This window comes from Thermogemmatispora argillosa (assembly GCF_059696725.1).
In genome coordinates, this window is sequence record NZ_AP019377.1 from 2,930,123 (window position 1) to 2,950,282 (window position 20,160).

Below are 20,160 nucleotides of genomic sequence, written 5' to 3' on the forward strand. Positions count from 1 at the left end.
TCGTTCTACCAGCTTGCCGATCCCCATTTTATTTAGCGATCTTTTTCTATCTTCCAGCACAGAGCAGCCTTAACAGGTGTAGCGGGCCGACCTTGCCCGCCTCTGTACGCCGCTCTTTTGCCTTTCCCTCCGTGACCCGAGTGATAACGAGCCTGGCCCGAGCTACTGACCCGAGCGCAGAGCTTGCAAGGCAGCCAGGCGCTCACGAGCGATCGTACTATCAGGCTTCACACGCGCCAGGTTCTTATACACGCGGCTGGCCTGCTCATACTCACCGACCGACTGATACGTCTGACCGAGCATATCGTAAGCCTCATAATTATGGCGGTCGATCGCAATCAACTGCTGCAAAGCGGCCACGGCCTCCTTAACCTGATGGGTCTCAAAGTAGTAGCGAGCCACCACCGTCTGATACTCGGTGGCCTCGCGCGTACGACCGATGCGCCAGCAGAAGGCCACCACCTCGCGCAGCAGCCCCATATCGTTGGGGGCCAGATCAACGGCGCGGCGGTAGCAAGTCAGCGCCTCCTCATTATTGCCCATCTCGGCATAGATATCAGCGATGCGGCGCATGGCCTCAGAGGCCTCACTGCGCTGATTGCGCCGCTCATAGATATCGGCCAACAGCCGTAGCTCCGCGATGCCCTCCTCAAGCTGGCCACGATTAATATAGATCTCCGCCAGCTCGGCATGAGCGCGGGGGTCCTGGGGAGCCAGGCGCACCATCTCATTGAGCACATTGAGGGCATTATCGCCCTGGCGCTTACTCAGATAATAGCGAGCCAGCTCAGCATATTCCTGGAGGGCGCTATCAATATCGCCCTGACGCGCCGAGATCTCCGCCAGAGCAGAGGCCACCTCATCCTGATAGGTCGTCATCTGCTTGATGCGGCGCAGCACGGCCTGCATCTGCTCCTCTTTGCCAGCGCGGCGATAGGCCTTTGCCAGCAAGAGAGAAATCTCCACCTCTGGGGCCTGGTGCTCCTCATCATCCTCGCGCGGACGAGCGGCCCAGATAGTGGGGTCCATCGCTGCCGGCGAGCGGCGCACCAACTGCAGAGCCTGCTCTAGCTGCTGGATAGCCTCCTCTGGCTTGCCCTGAGAGAGCAGGCAGTGAGCCATACTCACACGGGCCAGTACCTCCACCGCGCTATCGCGCGCTGCCTGTTGATAGGCCGCCACCGCGCGATCGAAGTAGCCGGCCTGCTGATGGATCTGGCCGAGCGAGAAATGGAGATCCGCATTATTCGGCTGCAGTTCGAGCGCCTGCGTATACTCGCGTGCCACCACCTCATAGTGACGCTGCCCCTGACCGCGCAACTGCCAGCGAATACGCGTCAACAGCTCGAGAGCCGAAGCGCGTCCGGCAGGAGCGGCGCCGGTAATCATCAAGAGATGCCAGCGCACCAGGGCCACGATGTTGCGCGGATCAACCTGCAATACGCGCTGATACTCAGCGGCGGCCTGCTGAGAGCGACCGAGCTTCTGCAGAGCCAGCGCGTAATTCAAACGAGTGGGGACACTCGTAGGACTTTCCTGCAGCGCCTGCTCTAACTCACTGAGAGCGCGATCCATATAGCCCAGGCGCAGATAAGCCTCGGCAGCCTGAGTACGCTCGCGCAGCAGATCCTCCTTATTGCCGTGGGAGGAGAGGAGATTGATCAGGCGCATGCGGTACGTCAGATTATTTGGCTCTAGCTGCAGAATGCGCCGATAAGTTGCAATTGCATCATCGATACGTCCATTGGCGATATAAGTATCGACCAGAATGGCGTACTTAGTGATGGCCTGCTCGATGCGGCCCTGGCGCACGTAGATCTCACAGAGGACCTGGTGCACATCCAGGTACTGGGGAGCGATCTCGATGACCTTCAAGCACTCATCGATGGCCGAATTCAACAAGCCATGCTCGATGTAGCGCTGGATATCCTGCATCGAGCGCACCACCTGCATGCGGACGCCCTCGGGCAGTGAAGCCGTGCTCGCGAGCACCGCGCCGGCCACCTGCTGCAGCGATTCATCACGGGCGGTATTGCCAGCGATCTTGCTCAGCAGCTCCTCGACATTATCCTTAGCACCAGCGGGCGAAGGAGGCGGAGGAGCCGCCGGACTGAGCTGCTCCAACGTCAGAGGGACCGAAGCCGGCGCGGCGGTAGCGGGCGGAGCCGCTGGCGAGGCGGGCATCTGGCTCTGGGTTGGAACAGCGTTTGAAGCTGGGGCAGTGGCCGGAGCCGCTGGGGCAGCCGGGGCCGACGGCTGCAGTTCCACCTGCCGGGTTGGACTATCGGTCAGCCAGGAAGCCGACGAGACAGGTGCCGGGGCCGGTGGATTGGGAGCCGTGGGCGACTGGGGTGGAGCCGCTGACTGAGGCGGAGGGGCAGCCGGAGGCGAAACGGGGGCTGAGGCAGCCGGCACCTGTTGAGGCTGCACAGGATTCGCCGTTGGCTGCGAAGGTGCAGGCTCATTGAGAATACCCGTCAGCCAGTCGGGCAATTCGCCAGCGGCAGGCGCGGCTGATGACGCCGGGGCCGGGGCTGGCGCAGCAGGAGCGGCAGGAGGCTGAGGAGCCGCCGAAGCAGCCCCAGGAGTCGAAAACATCATGGTGGCCGCATCCTGAATGGACGGGGCGGCTGGCTGCTCAGGTGGCAGGCCAGGGGAAGCCTGCAGCGGTTGCTGTTGCAAAGAAGGCGGCGGCGTACTGGGCTGAACAGGAGGCGCACTCTGCATCTGCTTCAAAAGCAGCTCAACCTGAGCGACCTTATCATTCCAGCCACGACTGCGCAGGAAGCCAAGCAGCGCGTTATAGATAGTCAGGGCCTGTTCCTGCTCACCGAGCAAGCGATGAGCCTCTGCCGCTTCCTGGCAGAGCTGGACCAGTTGGTCAGCCTCCTCAATCGTCAGGGCATCGAGATTGACGCGATCGACAGCTTCATCGAAATGAACAGTGGCCGTGCGCAGATCACCCCGCGCGCGATAGCATTGCCCCAGAGCATAATAGCACGAAAGCGCATATTCAGGGTCATTGAGCAGCATCTGGAACTGACGGATCGCGTCATCCCAGCGCTTCTGCTCCTGATAGAGCCAGCCAAGAAAGTAGCGCGCATCGGGACGATCGAACCCACTTTCGAGGATCTGCTCACAGAGATCGATGGCGTCGTTATAGCGACCCTGGGCCTGAAAAGCCTGCGCCTGACGCAAAATGCCCGTGACCTGGCTTGCCGTGATGCGTCTCTGCGGAGCTGCTCCTCCGCCAGCGGGGCCAGCCGGGGCAAGAGCCTGCCCCGGGTTCCCCATGCCGCCGAAATTGCCCGCGCTACCCATGTTACCCATGATGCCAGTATTACCTCCGCTTATGTTGCCCGGCGCGGCAGGGCCAGCGACCGGGCTACCAGTGAAAGAAGCCTCCTGACCTGCGTATCTCCTATCCTCACTGGAGGGCGCACCCGCCTGGGCCTCGCTGGCCAGCGAGTCTGCTGAGCCAGCGGGCCCCTGCTGCAGACCGGCAGTGATCTGCGTCAGAAGTGACCGCGCCTCAGCGTTGGAGATATCGATACGCAGGACCTCTTCACATTGAGCGCGCGCTGCCGCCAGGTCATTTCTGAGCAGATAGCCTCTGGCAGCAGCCAGGCGCTCCTGTATCATCAACGAGAGATCTTTCTTCTCTGCGTAGTAGTTTGCGAGCCGCTCGTGAGGTTCAGGACTAGCAGGCGAGAACTGAAGCGCCTTCTGCCAGGCGGCCTCGGCCCGTGCTCCCTGGCCCGCCTGGGCATAGAGATCAGCAAGCTGTAGATAGGCGTTATAGGCCTCCTCGCGCCTGCCCAACCATCCATACAGCTCGGCCACCTTGCTTAGTACAATGATATCATGAGGCTTGCGCTTCAGTAGATACTCATATTCATCAAGCGCCTGCTGCCACTGCTTGGTCTGCATATAGCAGAAGCCCAGGCCCTCATGTGCCGCTGTGTCGTCTGGGAACTCTGCCAGCGCCCGCTGATACTCGCGGGCTGCCTCCGTCCACTTGCTCTCCCAACGGTAGCGGTCGGCGGCATCCATTGCTGTCTTGAAAACCTGTCTGTTCCCAGGCATGTGGGCTTCGCTTTCTTCCTTCTCTCTTCTCTACTCAGAATGGGCACCTGCCAACAAGTTCACCTTCATTTTGTCACTAGGTTACTACAATCCTGCATTGAAGCTCTCTTTTTGGTACTAAAGTACTTAGCCCTCCTCTCCCAATCTGCGCTCCTCTACCCCCCTCCCTCCCCGGCAAGAGCCACACTTTGTTACACAAGACATCTCTATAATACTGCTCGCTTGTTATATGCTTAAGATATATTTGAATGTTTAAGTATAATAAATAGTAGCTATAAAATTCTAGCTATGACCGTAGATCAGCAGGCACAAAAGAGGAAGCCGGCGGCAATGTCGCTTAGCTGGTGCTGCCGCGCAGATAGACAGGCAGGCAGCGCCAGAGAGGAGCTATACAGCTCCTCATCCAGGCTAGCGTTGTTAGGCATCTGAGTGAACTGGAACGAAAGGAGGCTCCATGCTATTCTCGCGGGCCTTACCGGGCCGCTTCTCCCTCTCTCCTTTGCGTCTGACCCTCTTTGGCATCACGCTGCTGGAGGAGATGCTCTCGGGCATTCCCACTATTGGTCTGCCTCTGTTGCGCCATCAGGTGCCCATGAACTATACGCAGATCGGGCTGCTGTTCACGCTAGGGGCAGCTATGTCGATGGTGTTGGAGCCTGTGAGCAATGTGCTCAGCGACCTGGGGAGGACGAAAAAGATCTGGGTTATCGGCGGGCTACTGGTGCTCTCTGGCTCGTTCGTGCTGGCTGGTTTTGCTCACTCGTTCGCCGTGATTCTGCTGGCTTTTGCGCTGCTCTATCCTTCCAATGATATTGCCTTGGGAGCGGCGCAATCCTCGCTCATCGATGAGAATCCCCATCGTAGTACACGTACGATGTTGCGTCTGGCCTTTATCGGCAACCTGGGCGATTTCTTGACGCCGTTGACAGTGACCATTATCGCTCTGCTGGCTCTCGGCTGGGCAAGTCTCTGCTGGCTGGCAGCGGCCATCTGGCTGGTCGTGACTCTAGCTGTCTGTCTCCTGCGCTTCCCCCAGGTGGAGCGCGTCGAGGGCAGGCGTTCGCGTCTTGGCCTGCTCCTGGAGGGCTTTGTTGCCGCTCTGCGCAATCCTTTTCTGCTCGGCTGGGTGGTAATCGCCACTCTGCCGGTCATGCTCGACGAGGTCTATCGCTCCTTTGTTTCGCTCTATCTGCAAGATGTCCTGCATCTGGCCGATGACGTAGTGGAGAGCCTGATTACCTTCGAGAGCGCCTCTGGCTTCGCCGGTCTCGTGTTTTGCGAGCTGTTGCTAGCCTTGGGACTAAGCGTGCGCCAGGTATTGGCTGGCTCAGCCCTGGTGGCTTTGGGTGGTATGACGGCCCTCCTGCTCACACGCTCGCTCTGGCTCGCGGGGCTCTTGCTCTGTGTAGTTGGGGCCAGTTCGATTAGCTGGTTTCCGCTGGCTCGCGCCCAAATCTACGAGCGTCTGCCGGGGCGCTCGGGCACAGGGCGAGCCTTACTGAGCCTGGGCACACCTTTTTCTGTGGTCTTGCCCAGTATCGTGGGGTTAATTGCTGGTCGCCTGGGCATTATCGCTGGCGTAGGTTTTCTGGAGCTGGCGCCGCTTGGTATCCTGTTACTGCTCTTGCTGCAGCGCGCAGAGTCGCAGGCCACGCAGGGCTAACAGCTGCTTCCTGCCTTCCTCCGATTCCTCCCTGATTGACTGATTGTCTGGCCTAGCGGGCCTACCAGCCATTCTGCCCCCTGGTCAGAGGCGCGGGGCAGAATGGCGCTCCATAGCATTCTCAGCTATGGTATGATGGACGCCAGGAGATTTTGCCTGTGGAGGAAGGAGGCTTCTTGATGTCCGCAACGATCTTCGACAGCCGCCCACTGGTGGAGCGCATGATGGCTGAGCTACAGCAGGAGGCCGCCGAGTTTCGCAAGCAGCATCGTCGCTCGGCGCGCCTGGCCCAGATTCTCATTGGCCGTGATCCTGCTGCCGAGGTCTACAGCCGCCAGCTTGTTCGCTCCTGCCGTCGCATTGGTCTGAGCTGTGTGACGCTGGCCTATCCATACGAGGTGGACGAGGAGGAGATTCGGTCTGAGGTCGCGATGCTGAGCGAGGCCCCCACGACTGACGGGATCGTTTTGCTGCTGCCACTGCCGGAGCATATTCGCCAGCGCGTGGTGACCGAGGTGCTGAACCCTGAAAAGGATGTCGACGGTCTGGGACCACGCAATGCCGGCAATCTTTTGCTCGGCTTCCCCAGCTTTATCCCTTCGACCGCCGATGTAGTGCTGACGGTGCTGCGCGAGGCCGGCATTCGTGTGGCGGGACAGCATGCGGTCATTGTCGGACGCAGCAATATCGGCGGTAAGCCGATCGCGCTGGCGCTGATGCGCGAGGATGCCACAGTCACAATCTGCCATTCACAGACACGCGATCTAGCCGAGATTACGCGCAGCGCGGATATTTTGGTGGTAAGCACGGGCAGGCCCGGCCTGATTACTGGCGAGATGGTCAAGCCAGGGGCTGTGGTGCTGGATGCCGGCATTACAACTATTGACGGGAAGGTCGTCGGTGACGTTGAGAGCGAAAGCGTGGCCCGCGTGGCCTCATTCCTGACGCCGGTGCCTGGCGGTCTCGGGCCTCTTACTCACCTCATGTTGATCCGCCATACGCTGCTTGGCCCTCAGTGAGGGGTAGGAGATGAATAGGGGCAGAGGGAGAGAGAGGGAGACAAAAGGTGCCGGCTCTCGCCAGGCCGGGCCAGACCAGGCTGTTAAAGTCCCAGCCTGGTCTTGAGACATCTGCTTAAGCAGATAAGAGTTGGCCCGGCGGTCCAGTCCAGGGTGACGAGACAGGATCGCAGGAGGCCGGGCGAGTAGCAGGATGGATCGCAGCCTGTGGAGCAGTGCCAGCGCGAAGTGAGGGCAGGGACAGGCAGCCCGACCTACCTGTCACCCGGCACCTTAGACGGCTGGCGGCTGTTGCCGTTACGCTTCTGGTTCGTATTGTTCCAGAAAGCGAATCACTTCGCGCGTAATCTGGCTGGGCGTCGAGGCGCCCGCCGTCACCGCCACGCGCTTCTTGCCCTTAAGCCACTCTAGTTTCAGCTCAGAGAGGTCTTCAATGCGTACGGCAGGAACGCCGGCCAGCTCTTCCGAGACCTGAACAAGACGATTGGTGTTGTTGCTGCGCGGGTCACCTACCACGATCGTCAGGTCGGCCCCCTTCGCCTGCCGTACTACTGCTTCCTGCCTCAGTTGGGTGGCAGCGCAGATGTCGATGTAGACTTTGACATGGGGATAGCGAGCCTTGATATAGTTGACAATACGCTGCGTGTCCCACTGTGAGAGCGTAGTTTGCGTCGAGATAGCTAGCTTCTTTTCTTGCTCTGGCGTGAGCTGCAACGCATCTACATCGGCCTCATTCTCGATGAGGCTGATATGGCCCGGAACTTCGCCCATGACGCCTTCAGGCTCAGGATGACCTTTCTTGCCGATGTAGAGGATGTAGTACCCCTCTGCCACTAGCTCACGCACCAGCTCATGAGTCTTGGTGACATCAGGACAGGTGGCATCGATACAGTAGAGACCCCGCTCACGCGCACGCTCTTTGACCAAAGGCGAGACGCCGTGTGCGGTAAAGATCACTGTTCCCTCCTTCACCTGTTCGAGGATCGCCGCGCGATTCGGTCCGTCCAGGGTGATGATGCCCAGGGCGGTGAGTTCCTCAATGGCATGCCGGTTGTGCACAATCTGGCCGATGATATGGATCGGACGGGGCAGGGTTGGATCTTTGGCGGCCCGACGCGCAATCTGCAAGGCGTCAACGACGCCATAGCAGTAGCCGCGGGGAGAGATCTTGATCACTTCCATGACGCCCTCACTCGTTGCCCTGCGCCTGGGAGCAGGCAGACAGACAGCACTTACTTACTTACTTAAAAGAGAAATCAATTTATTGGCTCGATCGAGAGACTGCGCTTTCGGTAGCGATTCTTTGCTTACCTTATGGTACCATATCGTCAGCCCGCTTTAACACAACTGTTGCGGAGAATACGCTGAAGGTCAGCAGGCGTGTAGAGACAGACGAAGGGCAAGAGGCCGACTAGCTCTTCAACGGAAGGGCTACGCGCCAGGTCCAGAATAATCAACGGGATCTGGCGATTGCCGCACCCCTGGGCAATGGCTGCCGCGGAGATGAGCGGGGCGGCAGGCGTCACAGCCGGAATGCTGATGAGCAGTTGCACCTGCGGTAGCAGTCTGTCTAGCTGGCTTGCGCTCTCTTCCTCATAGATTGTCTGCATACCAGCTTGTTTCAGCAACTGCACGAAGGGCCGCCGTAGCTCCTCCGGACCGATGAGCAGGGCAGAGCGACCGTGCAAGCCGCCCAGGCACGCATCAGCAATTGATACAACCTGTGGCGCGATATTCTGCATGCGATTCTCTCTCCTCCAGAGACATCCTCTTGATCACGAGTGCCAGATGCCATGCTCTGACAGCATGGCTCAAGATGTTCCTGTTTATCGTAGCGTATGGCAAAGGAGCAGGCATCAGGTAAATACCTGATTTTGTCTGGGGCCTCCCCGCGTATTTTTCTATAGGGTCCCGACCTTGCTCCGCTGCGAGCTGGTGAAGCGACGGGGCAAGGTACCCCAGGCGAGGAGTTGATGCGCCGGGCTGGGTATGCTCGGCCCGTCTCCTATCGCTGCCGCCTTGTTGACATTCATTTCAGCGATAGACTATACTAAAGAAAGCTCTTGAACAGAGAAAGAACAAGCCAGCGTTGACCCTTCTTTTTTTTGCGTGTCTTCCTGTTCACAGAGGAAAGGATGCAGCGGTTGCTTGTTGATAGCCACGCCCACGTCGATGCTCCCCGCTTTCAGAAAGATCGCGATGCGGTGCTGCGTGCTGCATTCGCGGGGGGGATCGGCTACATTGTTGATCCCGGCTGCGATCTGGAGTCGAGCCGCGCGGCGCTAGCATTGGCCCAGGCCTACCGGGGACAGGTCTTCGCCGCAGTTGGTGTGCATCCGCACGAGGCCACCTCTTATAACGAGGAGGTAGAGGCTCAGCTACGCAGTCTGGCACGTGCGCCCGAGGTAGTGGCCATTGGCGAATTTGGGCTTGATTATTTCCGCATGCTTTCGCCGCGCGATGTCCAACGGGCGGTTTTTTGTGCCCACCTGGAGCTAGCTCGTAGCTGTGGCCTTCCCTGCATCATCCATGTACGCGATGCTCACGAAGACGTGATTGAGCTTCTGCGTGCGCATGGCCGGGGATTGCGCGGGGTCTTCCACTGTTTCTCGGGCGATGTAGCCCAGGCTGAGGAATGCCTCTCCTTTGAGGGCTTTATGCTCTCCTTTGCCGGGCCTCTGACCCGCCCGGGCAATGCCCTCCCAGCGGTCGCCAGCATGGTTCCTCTCGATCGGGTGCTGGTCGAGACCGATAGCCCCTATCTTGTCCCCCTTCCCCTGCGAGCCAGGCGCAATGAGCCTCTCTTCGTGAAGCACGTCGCCCAGAAGCTAGCCGAGATCCGGGGCCTGACCCTGGATGAAATCGCTCAGATTACAACGGCGAACGCCACGCGCCTGTTCGGTCTTGGAGAACGCCATGAAGCTGTTTAATACGCTCACCCAGCGAGTGGAAGCTTTTGTCCCCCTCGAAGGGAACAAGGTGCGTATCTACGTGTGCGGGGTGACTCCCTACGATACGACTCATCTGGGTCATGCTTTCACTTATGCTTCTTTCGACACACTCATCCGCTATCTAGAATTTCGCGGCTACTCTGTACGTTATGTACAGAATGTCACGGATATCGACGATGATATTTTGCGCAAGGCGCGCGAACTGGGTGTGCCCTGGGACGAGCTGGGCAGGCGCGAGACTGAGAGGTTTCTGCGCGATATGGACGCGCTCAATGTGCGCCGCCCGACCTTCTATGTGCGCGCAACCGATGAGATACCCCATATTATCGAGATTGTGCAGAAGTTGATCGAACGTGGTTATGCATACGTGAGTGAGGGCTGCGTCTACTACGACGTGCGCCACGATCCCGATTTTGGGGCCCTGGGGCGGGCTATCGGCCTCCAGGACTACGCGGCCATGCTGGCGGTGGCCAACGAGCGCGGCAACTATCCTGACGATCCGCGCAAACGCGATCCCCTGGATTTCGTCCTCTGGCAGGCCCAGGCTCCCGGTGAGCCGGCCTGGCCCAGCCCGTGGGGACCAGGCCGCCCCGGCTGGCATATCGAATGCAGCGCGATGGCTCTTCACTATCTGGGCGATCAGCTCGATATCCACGGCGGCGGGGCTGATCTGGCCTTCCCTCACCATACCTGCGAGATCGCCCAGTCTGAACACTATACCGGCAAGGCTCCTTTCGTCCGCTACTGGCTGCATACGGGCATGGTTTATCAGCAGGGAGAGAAGATGAGCAAGTCGCTGGGCAATCTGACCCTGGTCAGCGACCTGCTCAAGCAGTATAGCCCGAACGCGATCCGCCTCCTGCTGTTGAATCATCACTATCGTCAGCCCTGGGAGTGCTTCCCCGCCGATCTGCAACTGGCAGCCCAGCAAGCCGCTCTTTTCGAGGAGGTGGCCGCTCTAGCCGCTAGCTGCCAGACGGAGAGCACGCATGAGCTACGCGCCCGCTTTGAGTCCCTCCTGGATGACGACCTGAAGACGCCCGAGGCCGTGCAGTTTCTACACGAAGCCGGTCAGGCCGCCCTGGCCAGTCGCGATGCCTGCCGTGCCGCTGAGATTGTAGGCCTGGTACGCGTGCTGGGCCTGCGTTGTTGAAGCGTGTTCTGGCCTACAGGCTGGTCCTTACCAGCCAGCCAGTCAGCCAGGCAAGCAAGCAGGCAGGCAGAGAGTAGCCTTCCCGGCGTCATGGGAGCGCCAGCTCCGTGCCCCTTCAACGGAAGGCGGTCACAGCTGCTGCGGCTTTCGTCCCACTGCTGATTTGCTTCACGGCGTCCGCCGCAGGCCAGGTCAGGGCCTGGCCTGCCTGACCATGTTTCCGAGCTTTCTCAGGCCAGCGAGCTGGATCAGACCGAGCCGAGTACCGTGAGAGCAGGCCATCCGATTGACCGCCGCTCGGAGCCTGATTCAGCTCGCCGACTCACCTGGCGCCGATGCTCGCTCGGCCCTCGACGCCCCCGGGGAAGCCGGCCGCCCTCCTGTCATGAGCAGCCCTAGCTCTTCTTCGCTGGCGTCCGGTGTGACAATATCCACAATGCGCCCCTCATACATCACCGCGATACGATCGGAGAGCGAGCGAATCTCATCCAGCTCGGCCGAGACCAGCAAAACCGCTTTGCCCGCATCGCGCTGCTCGATCAGGCGACGGTGAATGAACTCAATGGCGCCAATATCGACCCCACGTGTAGGCTGGGCGGCGATCAGCAACTGTGGATCTGAGGCAAATTCGCGCGCCACAATGACTTTCTGCTGATTGCCGCCCGAGAGGGCCCGCACCGGCAGACGCGTACTTGGTGTACGGACGTCGAACTCTCGCACCAGGCGCCGCGCCCACTGGGCGATCTCGCGCAGGCGCAGAATAAAGCGCCCACGGGCGAAGCGTGGCCAGCGTTCGCGCCCCAAAATGGTATTATTCTCGATGGTATCGCTTAGAACCAGGCCACTGCCGCGCCGATCCTCGGGAATATGCGCCACCCCGACAAGGCGCTCTTCCCGCGCATTCATATGCGTAATGTCGTAGGTTTTGCCGCGCTGCTCGCCGCTGACATGGGTGATGGTAATGCGGCCAGCCGTGGCGCGGCGCATGCCGCTGAGAACTTCAACCAGCTCGCTTTGCCCATTGCCTTCAACTCCCGCAATGCCCAGAATCTCGCCAGCGCGCACTTCGAAGCTGACTCCTTGCAACGCCTCCAGACCACGATCGGAGCGGGCATGCAGATTCTCAACGCGCAGCACCACCGGGCCGGGCCGCGCTGGGCGTTTCTCGACCCGCAGCAGGACTTCACGTCCCACCATCAGCCGGGCGATCTCTGCCTGATTCGTCTCCCGAGTCACCAGCTCGCCCACGTTCCGCCCGCGCCGCAGGACGGTCACGCGATCAGTCAATTCGAGCACCTCCCGCAGCTTATGGGTAATAAAGATGATGGTTTTCCCCTGCCGAGAGAGTGCGCGCAGCACATCGAACAGCTCATAGGTTTCCTGCGGCGTTAGCACGCCCGTCGGCTCATCAAGGATGAGAATATCGGCAGCGCGATAGAGCGCCTTCAGGATCTCGACGCGCTGCTGCAGACCCACCGAGAGCTTTTCAATACGGGCGTCGGGATCAATCGGTAGCCCGTAGCGAGCACTGAGCTGGAGCACCAGCTCACGGGCCTGGCGCCGATCATAGATGGCCAGCGGGCCACCCGGCTCCTGGCCCAGCACGATGTTTTCAGCCACCGTCAAGGGAGGAATGAGCATGAAATGCTGATGCACCATGCCAATATGGAGGCGGATGGCATCGCGCGGCCCGCTAATATGGACGCGCTCGCCGTTGACATAAATCTCCCCACTATCGGGGCGCACCAGCCCGTAGAGAATGTTCATCAGGGTCGTCTTACCGGCCCCGTTCTCGCCAACCAGGGCATGAATCTCGCCGCGCCGCACGCGCAGATTCACATGATCGTTGGCAACCACGCCAGGCCAGGCCTTGCAGATCTCGCGCATCTCCACCGCATAGGGCGAGCGAGCAGAGCCAGTAGCCTCTACCTGAGCAAGAGACGCCTTCTCCTGTTCGTGCATGCTTCCTTGACCTCCTCGGGCTTACGCTGCTGGCTATTCGGCGCTGCCCGGCTCATAGGGCACGCCATCGGCAGCCGGGGCCACTGTGCGCCCGACCAGCCCGATAAGAGCAATAATGGTCAAAATATAGGGCAAGGTGGCCAGCAGATTGGAGTCAATACCCGTATCCTGCAGACGCACGCTCAGCGCCAGGCCCAGCCCGAAGATCAGGCAGGCGCCGGCAGCTCCCAGCGGCGTGTACTTACCAAAAACCACCGCCGCAAGAGCGATGAAACCACGCCCGGCGGTCATATTGGGATTGAAGGTGCCAGCCACTCCCAAGGCCAGAAAGGCCCCGGCCAGCCCAGAGAGCAGGCCGCTGGTCACCACACAGGCATAGCGCAGCAGACGCACCGGAATGCCCGCCGTATCCGCAGCTTGCGGATGCTCACCGACAGCGCGAATGCGCAGACCCAGATTGGTTCTAAACAGCAGGAATTGCATGCCTAACAGGATGACAATTGTCAGGTAGAACACGCTATTCTGCTGAAAGAGCACCTGACCGATAAAAGGGAGCTGGCCCAACGGTCCCCAGTTCAAGATCGGAAGCCGGAGGGAAGAAGCAAGGCTGGGAATTCCCTGGCCGCCGGTCTGCACAATATTGAGATAATTGGTCAGGCCTAGAGCGGCGACATTGATGGCGATGCCACTGATAATCTGATCGGCCTTGAAATGGATCGAGACCACGCCATGCACCAGAGCCAGCAGGCCACCGGCAATGATAGCAGCCAACACCCCCACCAGAACATTATGGCTGGCCAGCGTCACCGCCACCCCGACATAGCAGCCGATCAGCATCATACCCTCCATCGCAATGTTTACCACCCCGCTGCGCTCCGAGATCACCCCTCCCAGAGCGGGCAGCAGCAGGAGCGCGGCAAACTGCAGGGAAGCCTGCCAGAGATCGCCTGACGTAATCACCCGGAAAAAGATAGGCCAGAACACGTTCACGCCTCCCCATTCTGCTGATTTTGACGCTCCTGAGCCTGACCCTGCTGTCTATCAGTCAGGGAAGCCCCTTGAGTCTCTGCCCCCTCAGCCTGTGACTGAGCCTCCATTGTTGGAGTGCCCGCGCCGTTCGCAGGTGTCGGCTGATCCAGATCAACTACCCCACCGGCGAGCGCGGCCACTACCGTCGGCTGACGCGCCGCGGCGAAGCGCTTGACAATGGCCTGACGAATCACCGGGAGAAACTGCACTGCGATGCTAAAGAGAACGAGGGCTTCGACAATATAGACCAGATCGCCTGGTACATTGGCCTTGAGCTGCATCAGCGAGCCGCCCTGACGCATGCCGCCGAAAAGCAAAGCCCCAAGAAAGATGCCGATGGCCGTCATGCGCCCGAGCAGAGCCACACCGATGGCGTCAAAGCCCGTTGTATCATTGCGGAACACCTGGCCAATGACCTCGTAAGGATACTGCCCCATCAGCTGCAATGTCCCACCGAGGCCAGCGAAGAGGCCAGCTAAGGTCATCACCAGCACCACATTGCGTTTCACCGAGATGCCGGCGTACTGGGCGGCCCGGGGATTCTCCCCCACGACGCGCGTTTCATAGCCAAAGGTAGTGCGTGTCATCAGGAACCAGTAGACGACCAGGGCCACCAGAGCAAAGAGAAAGCTAATGTCTACAATGTACTGCTCGGGCTGCTGAATGGCAGGCAGGAAATGGCCAAGAGTTTGATTATAGAGTACCGAGAGCTTGGGAAGATTGGTCTGTGGAGGCATAGAAGGCGTCTGATCGGCCTGACCTGGAGCCTGCAGGGGACCTGAAACGAGCCAGTCGCTGATATAGAAGATAATCCAGTTCAGCATGATCGTGGTCACTACCTCATGAGCGCCTCGCCACGCCTTCAGCAGGCCGACAATTCCACCCCAGACCGCCCCCGCCAGGGCACCGGCCACAATCATCAGCGGCGTCAACAGCCACCCGGGCCAGGTTGAGCACTTAATGCCGACAATCGCCGCCAGGATCGCCCCGGCAGCAAACTGGCCCTCGGCCCCAATATTGAAGAGGCGCGCGCGGTAGGCAACAGCCACAGAGAGGCCAGTAAAGATCAGAGGCGTCACATTCACAAGCGAAAATGAGAGATTGGCCGCGTTGCCAAAAGCTCCCGAGAAGAGATAACCATAGGCCAGCAAGGCAGCATTGAAACGGTCGAGGAGCGAGCCAGAGGCAGTGATCATGATCACAATCACGCCAGCGATCATGGCCAGCACCAGCGCTAGCAGTGGGCGCCCCAGCCCGGTGCCAACCCTGCGCAGCCAGAGCAACCAGGTCGTTGACCTGGTCTCCAACGTCGGAGGAGCAGGTGAGCGCGGTTGAGCAGTCTGCAAGGCCATAGAGCGAATCCTCCCGATCAGCAATCGCCAGGCAGGAAGGAGCGGCTAGCCTTCTGCCAGGCTAGATGCTCGGTCCGCCAAACAAAAAACTGACTTGTAATGATAGCATCGTCACAGAGCAGAAACAAGCAGGGTTTGAAGACGACAGCGGCCAGACCGAGCGCGCAGGCGAAGCCTGGCGGCAGGCGAGCTCGCGCTCCCGAGTAGAGCGAGCGAGTGGTCCGCGTGCCACAGGCGAGGTAAGGATAGCAAGCAGAGAGAGAACAAAGGACCAGATCGGGGCGCTCGTTGCGCTGCTCCGACACCCCGATCTGGTCATGCCCGGGCTACTCACTCACTACGCAGGTCAGGAAGGAATAGTCTCAGGAACCACAAGCGTACCAGCCCTGATCTGATCAGCAAGCTGGTCGGCTTTGTTCTTCGCATCAGCCGGCACCACGCTGCTCAGTGTACCATAGCCGACACCATCATGGGCCAGGTCGAAGCGCGGTGGATTGTTAGTGAATTTGCCGTGAGCATAGTCGTTGATTGTATCGTAGACGGCAACATCGACCTTCTTGAGGGCGCTTGTAATGACGCTCTTCGGGTGGAGATAGTTCTGATCGGCATCAACACCGATTCCAAAGACCCCCTCCTGATCGGCAGCATCGAGCGCGCCCACACCGCAGCCACCGGCCACCTGGAAAATGATATCGGCGTTGTGCTGATTGATCTGACTGAGCGCAGCATCCTTACACTTATCGGTGGCCGAGAAATCTTGCGAGTAGTTAATCACCACAGTGATGCTGGGATCAACCTTCTTGGCGCAGAACTTGTAGCCAGCGATATAGCGATTCACGGGCGGAATAGGCAGGCCGCCAACGGCGCCGATCGTATTATGGCCACGCAGCTGCGGAATCTTAGACTTGCCATCGACCTCCATCTGAGCTGCGATAGCCCCAACCAGGCAGCCAGCTTCCTGCTCCTTAAAGAAGAGGGGCGCCACATTGGGCAGCGATTCGCAATCCTGCTTGCCCGCTGGCACCGCGCAACCATCGATAATAGCAAACTTCTTGGTGGGGAACTGATGCGCCACCTGATCGACGGCATTCTGCATCAGGAAGCCGACGGCAAAGACCAGATCGGCGCTACGAGCCGCCAACGTCAGGTTTTTAACGTAATCGGCCTGATTTTTGGATTCGATCACCTGGCGCGTAAAATGGAACTCGTTCATCGCCTTAGTGTAGCCCACATAGGCCAGGTGGTTGAAGCTGCGATCGTTCAAACCGCCGATATCAGTGACCAGGGCCACTGAGATCGCCGTCTGAGCCGTTGGGGTGGTGCCAGTGCTACCACCCGTACTGCTTGTGCTGCTGCCACCACAAGCAGCCAGCAGGACAGTAAATAAGGCGAGCAGGGCCACAATGCGGGCTGAAATGCCACCTTTTCGCATACGCGCGTTCCTTTCTTCTCTCCCCGGAGAACGTAGTGTGTCAGCAGAAAGTTCTCTTCCTGTTATTGTAGCGGTGCACTACAAACAAATAAGGGGCTCTGCCTCCATCTTCGGCATACAAAAAAGCAAGCTGCAACCCATGAATCAGCAGAGCATCAGAAAACCAGGACAGCATGGGTCGACTGTTCTGGCGGGATAGCACCGGGCAGTGGAACAGACCTCGCAGCGGTTGGTTCCATGTCAATTATACGCCGCTGAGCTGGGACATCTCACACAGCCCGAAAGGGCCAACAAGGGAGGAAGAGAGCCGGTAGAGAGGGCAGTCAGAGAGCCAGAGAGGGCGAAGAGAAGCGGCGAGGAGAGAGGCGAGCCATCCATAACATACAGCTTCAGCCCCTTCTCCTCGCCGCCGCGCTGGTGTGCTGTGTGCTAGCTTTGTCACAACGTTCTTCCAGACGAGAGGAAGCCAGTGATCACGGAATGGCCGTTCTGCGCTTCCCTGAGCAGGAGCGCTCTCAGGCGCGGATCTCCTCCAGCACCGAGAGATTGATGAACAGGTCGCAGCTTTGGCGCAACGTGGCAGACATGGCCTCGTCGAAGGCCGCCACCTCGACGCGCACGCCGTGATCCGAGCAGTAATCGAGCATGGGCATAAAATCGCTATCGCCGCTGACCAGCACAATACAGTCAACAGCCCGGCTCTCCACAAGCCGCACTACGTCCATGCACAAATCCAAATCGAGATCAGCCTTCTTCGCACCGCTGGAGAACGTCTTATAGTTCTTCGTCGTAATGCGGTAGCCCAGGCCCTTAACAGCCTGGAGGAACATTTGCTCATCGCCGGGCTGCGGGCTGGTCGGGCAGTAGGCATGGGCCCGCACCAGACGGCGATTGCCGCGCAAGAAGTCGAGCAGCTTGCCAAAATCAATGGTTAGCCGCAGCGTACGCGCCGAATAGAGCAGATTAGCCACATCGACGAAGACCCCCACCCGCTCCGTCGATGGCGGAGGGGGGATCGAGACCGAAACATTGGTCGGCGACTGGTGAGTGCGGCGCAGCTCGGCCACAATACGGTCGGTCTGTGACTGAATAGCCTGCACGACCGTATTGGCGAACTGAGCCATCGGATCATTTCCACGGTTATTCGGATAAACTACATTGTTCCGCTGCACATCGGAGCGTGAAGGGCGCACACCAGCTTCGCGCACAGCCACGCTGCCGCGTGCGGGCGAAGGTTCTGGCGCCATGAAAGGACCTCCGAACTCGTTGCCCAGATTCATCTGGTTCATAGTGGTGCCGGAGATAATATGGTAGAGTCCGGCAGGAGCTGTCGGCTGCGAGGCCGGTGCCGACGCCGGCTGCGTCACAGGCGGCACAGTGACCGGAGAGACCGGCGTGGGCGGCGGAGCTATCGGGGGTGGCGTCGGCTCAGCTGCCGGCGCGGGTGCAGAGGCTGCCGCCGACTTGGAACGACGGCGGCGACGCCGGCGCGAGGTGGCCGCCTGAATCTCAGAGTACTCCAGGGGAGGCAGATCTTCAGGGGCAGGAGCCTGGGCCTCCTGAGCCGCCGGCCTGGCGCCGTTGGCCGTCGGCTGCGCTTGCGAAGCCACAGGGGCAGCCGGCTGCTCCTGTTCTTTTTCTTTCGCTTGTTGTTGCTGCTGTTGTTGTCTACTGTCTTTGTTGTGATTATTATATTGCTGATCTTCCACAGTCTGCTCGTTTAGCATCTCACGAGGCGAGACAGGAAGAACCTCTCCGGCGCGCTCGCCGGGAGTAGCTGCCATCTTCGGTTGTTCCGTCTCGGGTCGACGCTCCTCTTGGGCAGCAGGGCCAGGGCTACCAGAAGCCGCAAGCCGCTCCTCCGCCTCGCGCTGCTGCTCAGGCGGTGTCGACTGCTGAGATGGATTAACCAGGAACATAGCGCTATTGACCGTAGTGGCCGGACGATCGAAGCGATAGCGACGCGCGGGACGAGTTGTCTGCCCCTCCTCGCCAGCGGCGGCAGTAGCCTCGGGGCTGCCGCTCTCACCCTGGCCGGGAGGAGCGGCAGTCGGCTCACCGCCGGCCTGAGCTGCAGCGACCTGGCTCTCCTCTTCGGCGCCCTTCTCAGCTTCAGGCTCAGGAGCGGGGCGCTCCTCGATGAACGGCTCACGCAGACGCCCGTAGCGAGGCAAACGGATGCGCGTAGCCGGGCGTAACAAAGGCGACAGTGGACGCTCGGCGGGCTTCTCAGGCGCGGGAGGAGTGTGCGCCGCTGGTGGCATCTGGGCAGCCGGCGGCTCCTCCTGCAGCTTTTCAGCAGGTTCCTCCGCCGACGAGGGCACCTGCTCCGGCTGAGCAAGCTCGCTCCCTCCCTGGTCCTCGCGAGCGACCTCGGCTGATGGCTCTGCCGACTGGACCGGCGCCTCGCTGACTGAAGGCGAGCTGATTGCCATGCCACTACCGCCACCGCTCACAAACGAGAGACGTCCTGGAATAGCCGGCGTTGTAGGCGCTTGTGCCGGCTGCGAAGAAGCCGGTTGATCAACAGACGGGCCACCCTCTCCCTCGGCGGGCGCGTTTAGACTGCCCACGGCCCTCAAGGAACTGAGGGCATCCAGCGCCTCATGCACCGCTTCGAGCGTAGCGGCCTGGCGGGCTTCTTCAGCCTGACGGAACTCCTCAATAAACTCACTGAAGGGGCGTACGTTCCCCTCACTGAACGGCAGAAAGCCCTCAATGAGCGAGGCAGGCTCCTCGCTCGGCGTCGCAAAGGCCTCCTGTGCTGATGGTGTAGAGGGAGTGGAAGAGGCGGAAAGGGGTTCAACGGGCGAGTAGGCGGCCACGCTTTCCTGGATGCGCTGAGAGGAGGCCTCCGCCTGAGACGGAAGCTCATAGCCAGGAGCAGCGTCCGCACTCTCCCGCGCAGGTGGTTGCTTCTGCCCTTCCACAGTACCCTCCGGCACCTGCGCCCCGGGGGGCGCAGTCGGCTCTAGAGAAGCAGGAGTTGCTGCGTCTTCGGAGGCAAATGCTTCCTTTGCGACGGACACATCAACGTCGCTCTTCTCTGGCTGCGAATGTTCTCTTGTCACAAAAAGATCTCCAGTCTCACTAATTCGGGACCGGAGCGCAGGCGATCATCTGGAGAGGTACTTGACGCAGAGAGCCGTCAGGGCGAATGGATGTCGTCATTGCTCGCCTATCGTCTGCTCTACCTCAACGGGTGCTCGGGAAAAGGCTAGCCAATCAAGAGTAAGCACATCGAATCGCGCCGTACTTTCACCGATCCGCGTTGCAAAGATGGGCGGATGCGCACTACCATCTATCCGCCCTGCCTGTCCTCCGCTGCTTGCGACAGGCACCTCACGCTACATGCACGTCCGATCCCGATCTCCTCTACACCGTTCGCAAAGCTTGGAATCACTCTTGTTGCTGCATACCGCCACTGAGAGGCGGGATATGGCTGGGAACGGGGCGAGCAGATGATTCTTGGGCCTTTCCGGCTCGGCCCCGGCCCAGGAAGCGAGCGCGTTG

General features: G+C 60.0%; 12 protein-coding genes. 4 read left to right on the forward strand and 8 right to left on the reverse strand.

The window, feature by feature from the left end; genetic code table 11:
- Positions 1–162: 162 nt before the first annotated feature.
- On the reverse strand, positions 163–4,086 hold the full coding sequence (locus AC6H1L_RS11445; RefSeq protein WP_497597635.1) for a tetratricopeptide repeat protein: 3,924 nt from the start codon (positions 4,084–4,086) through the stop codon (positions 163–165).
- Positions 4,087–4,540: 454 nt separating this feature from the next.
- On the opposite strand from AC6H1L_RS11445, the gene AC6H1L_RS11450 reads away from it, so the two are divergent.
- Positions 4,541–5,749, forward strand: a complete 1,209-nt coding sequence (locus AC6H1L_RS11450) for an MFS transporter (RefSeq protein ID WP_497597636.1) — start codon at positions 4,541–4,543, stop codon at positions 5,747–5,749.
- Between the two features lie 179 nt (positions 5,750–5,928).
- The gene (locus AC6H1L_RS11455) at positions 5,929–6,768 is read left to right on the forward strand and encodes a bifunctional 5,10-methylenetetrahydrofolate dehydrogenase/5,10-methenyltetrahydrofolate cyclohydrolase (protein ID WP_497597637.1); all 840 of its coding nucleotides are present in this window, start codon (positions 5,929–5,931) and stop codon (positions 6,766–6,768) included.
- Positions 6,769–7,065: 297 nt separating this feature from the next.
- Here the strand turns inward: AC6H1L_RS11455 and AC6H1L_RS11460 are convergent, their stop codons facing one another.
- Together AC6H1L_RS11460 and AC6H1L_RS11465 are read right to left on the reverse strand one after the other, a co-directional pair.
- Positions 7,066–7,950 carry a 4-hydroxy-3-methylbut-2-enyl diphosphate reductase gene (locus tag AC6H1L_RS11460; protein WP_497597638.1) on the reverse strand — a complete coding sequence of 295 codons (885 nt, stop codon included), beginning with the start codon at positions 7,948–7,950 and terminating at the stop codon, positions 7,066–7,068.
- Between the two features lie 146 nt (positions 7,951–8,096).
- Positions 8,097–8,510 (reverse strand): hypothetical protein, encoded by a 414-nt coding sequence (locus AC6H1L_RS11465; RefSeq protein WP_497597639.1) that lies wholly within the window; start codon positions 8,508–8,510, stop codon positions 8,097–8,099.
- A 393-nt stretch (positions 8,511–8,903) separates the two neighbouring features.
- On the opposite strand from AC6H1L_RS11465, the gene AC6H1L_RS11470 reads away from it, so the two are divergent.
- Both AC6H1L_RS11470 and cysS read left to right on the forward strand, forming a co-directional pair.
- Complete coding sequence (locus AC6H1L_RS11470) at positions 8,904–9,698, forward strand: TatD family hydrolase (RefSeq protein ID WP_497597640.1); 795 nt, start codon at positions 8,904–8,906, stop codon at positions 9,696–9,698.
- On the forward strand, positions 9,685–10,872 hold the full coding sequence (gene cysS, locus AC6H1L_RS11475; RefSeq protein WP_497597641.1) for a cysteine--tRNA ligase: 1,188 nt from the start codon (positions 9,685–9,687) through the stop codon (positions 10,870–10,872). The genes AC6H1L_RS11470 and cysS overlap by 14 nt, the downstream gene beginning before the upstream one ends.
- A 309-nt stretch (positions 10,873–11,181) precedes the next feature.
- On the opposite strand, the gene AC6H1L_RS11480 is transcribed toward cysS, so the two are convergent.
- The 5 genes from AC6H1L_RS11480 to AC6H1L_RS11500 form a co-directional block, all read right to left on the reverse strand.
- Positions 11,182–12,759, reverse strand: a complete 1,578-nt coding sequence (locus tag AC6H1L_RS11480; protein ID WP_497601538.1) for an ABC transporter ATP-binding protein — start codon at positions 12,757–12,759, stop codon at positions 11,182–11,184.
- 108 nt (positions 12,760–12,867) lie between these two features.
- Positions 12,868–13,824, reverse strand: coding sequence for an ABC transporter permease (locus AC6H1L_RS11485; RefSeq protein WP_497597642.1), 957 nt, complete (start codon positions 13,822–13,824; stop codon positions 12,868–12,870).
- Positions 13,821–15,215, reverse strand: coding sequence for an ABC transporter permease (locus tag AC6H1L_RS11490; protein WP_497597643.1), 1,395 nt, complete (start codon positions 15,213–15,215; stop codon positions 13,821–13,823). Before AC6H1L_RS11490 ends, AC6H1L_RS11485 begins: the two co-directional genes overlap by 4 nt.
- 346 nt (positions 15,216–15,561) lie before the next feature.
- Positions 15,562–16,647 carry a BMP family lipoprotein gene (locus tag AC6H1L_RS11495; RefSeq protein ID WP_497597644.1) on the reverse strand — a complete coding sequence of 362 codons (1,086 nt, stop codon included), beginning with the start codon at positions 16,645–16,647 and terminating at the stop codon, positions 15,562–15,564.
- A gap of 515 nt (positions 16,648–17,162) precedes the next feature.
- Entirely contained in the window at positions 17,163–19,718 is a 2,556-nt protein-coding gene (locus tag AC6H1L_RS11500) for a LabA-like NYN domain-containing protein (protein WP_497597645.1), read from the reverse strand.
- Positions 19,719–20,160: the final 442 nt, after the last annotated feature.

What these genes read in the sequence shown, in the direction of transcription:
- AC6H1L_RS11470 (WP_497597640.1), top strand. Translation starts at nt 8,904, where the DNA reads ATGCAGCGGTTGCTTGTTGATAGCCACGCCCACGTCGATGCTCCCCGC.
- AC6H1L_RS11445 (WP_497597635.1), bottom strand. Translation starts at nt 4,086, where the DNA reads ATGCCTGGGAACAGACAGGTTTTCAAGACAGCAATGGATGCCGCCGAC.
- AC6H1L_RS11490 (WP_497597643.1), bottom strand. Translation starts at nt 15,215, where the DNA reads ATGGCCTTGCAGACTGCTCAACCGCGCTCACCTGCTCCTCCGACGTTG.
- cysS (WP_497597641.1), top strand. Translation starts at nt 9,685, where the DNA reads ATGAAGCTGTTTAATACGCTCACCCAGCGAGTGGAAGCTTTTGTCCCC.
- AC6H1L_RS11480 (WP_497601538.1), bottom strand. Translation starts at nt 12,759, where the DNA reads ATGCGCGAGATCTGCAAGGCCTGGCCTGGCGTGGTTGCCAACGATCAT.
- AC6H1L_RS11465 (WP_497597639.1), bottom strand. Translation starts at nt 8,510, where the DNA reads ATGCAGAATATCGCGCCACAGGTTGTATCAATTGCTGATGCGTGCCTG.
- AC6H1L_RS11495 (WP_497597644.1), bottom strand. Translation starts at nt 16,647, where the DNA reads ATGCGAAAAGGTGGCATTTCAGCCCGCATTGTGGCCCTGCTCGCCTTA.
- AC6H1L_RS11455 (WP_497597637.1), top strand. Translation starts at nt 5,929, where the DNA reads ATGTCCGCAACGATCTTCGACAGCCGCCCACTGGTGGAGCGCATGATG.
- AC6H1L_RS11460 (WP_497597638.1), bottom strand. Translation starts at nt 7,950, where the DNA reads ATGGAAGTGATCAAGATCTCTCCCCGCGGCTACTGCTATGGCGTCGTT.
- AC6H1L_RS11450 (WP_497597636.1), top strand. Translation starts at nt 4,541, where the DNA reads ATGCTATTCTCGCGGGCCTTACCGGGCCGCTTCTCCCTCTCTCCTTTG.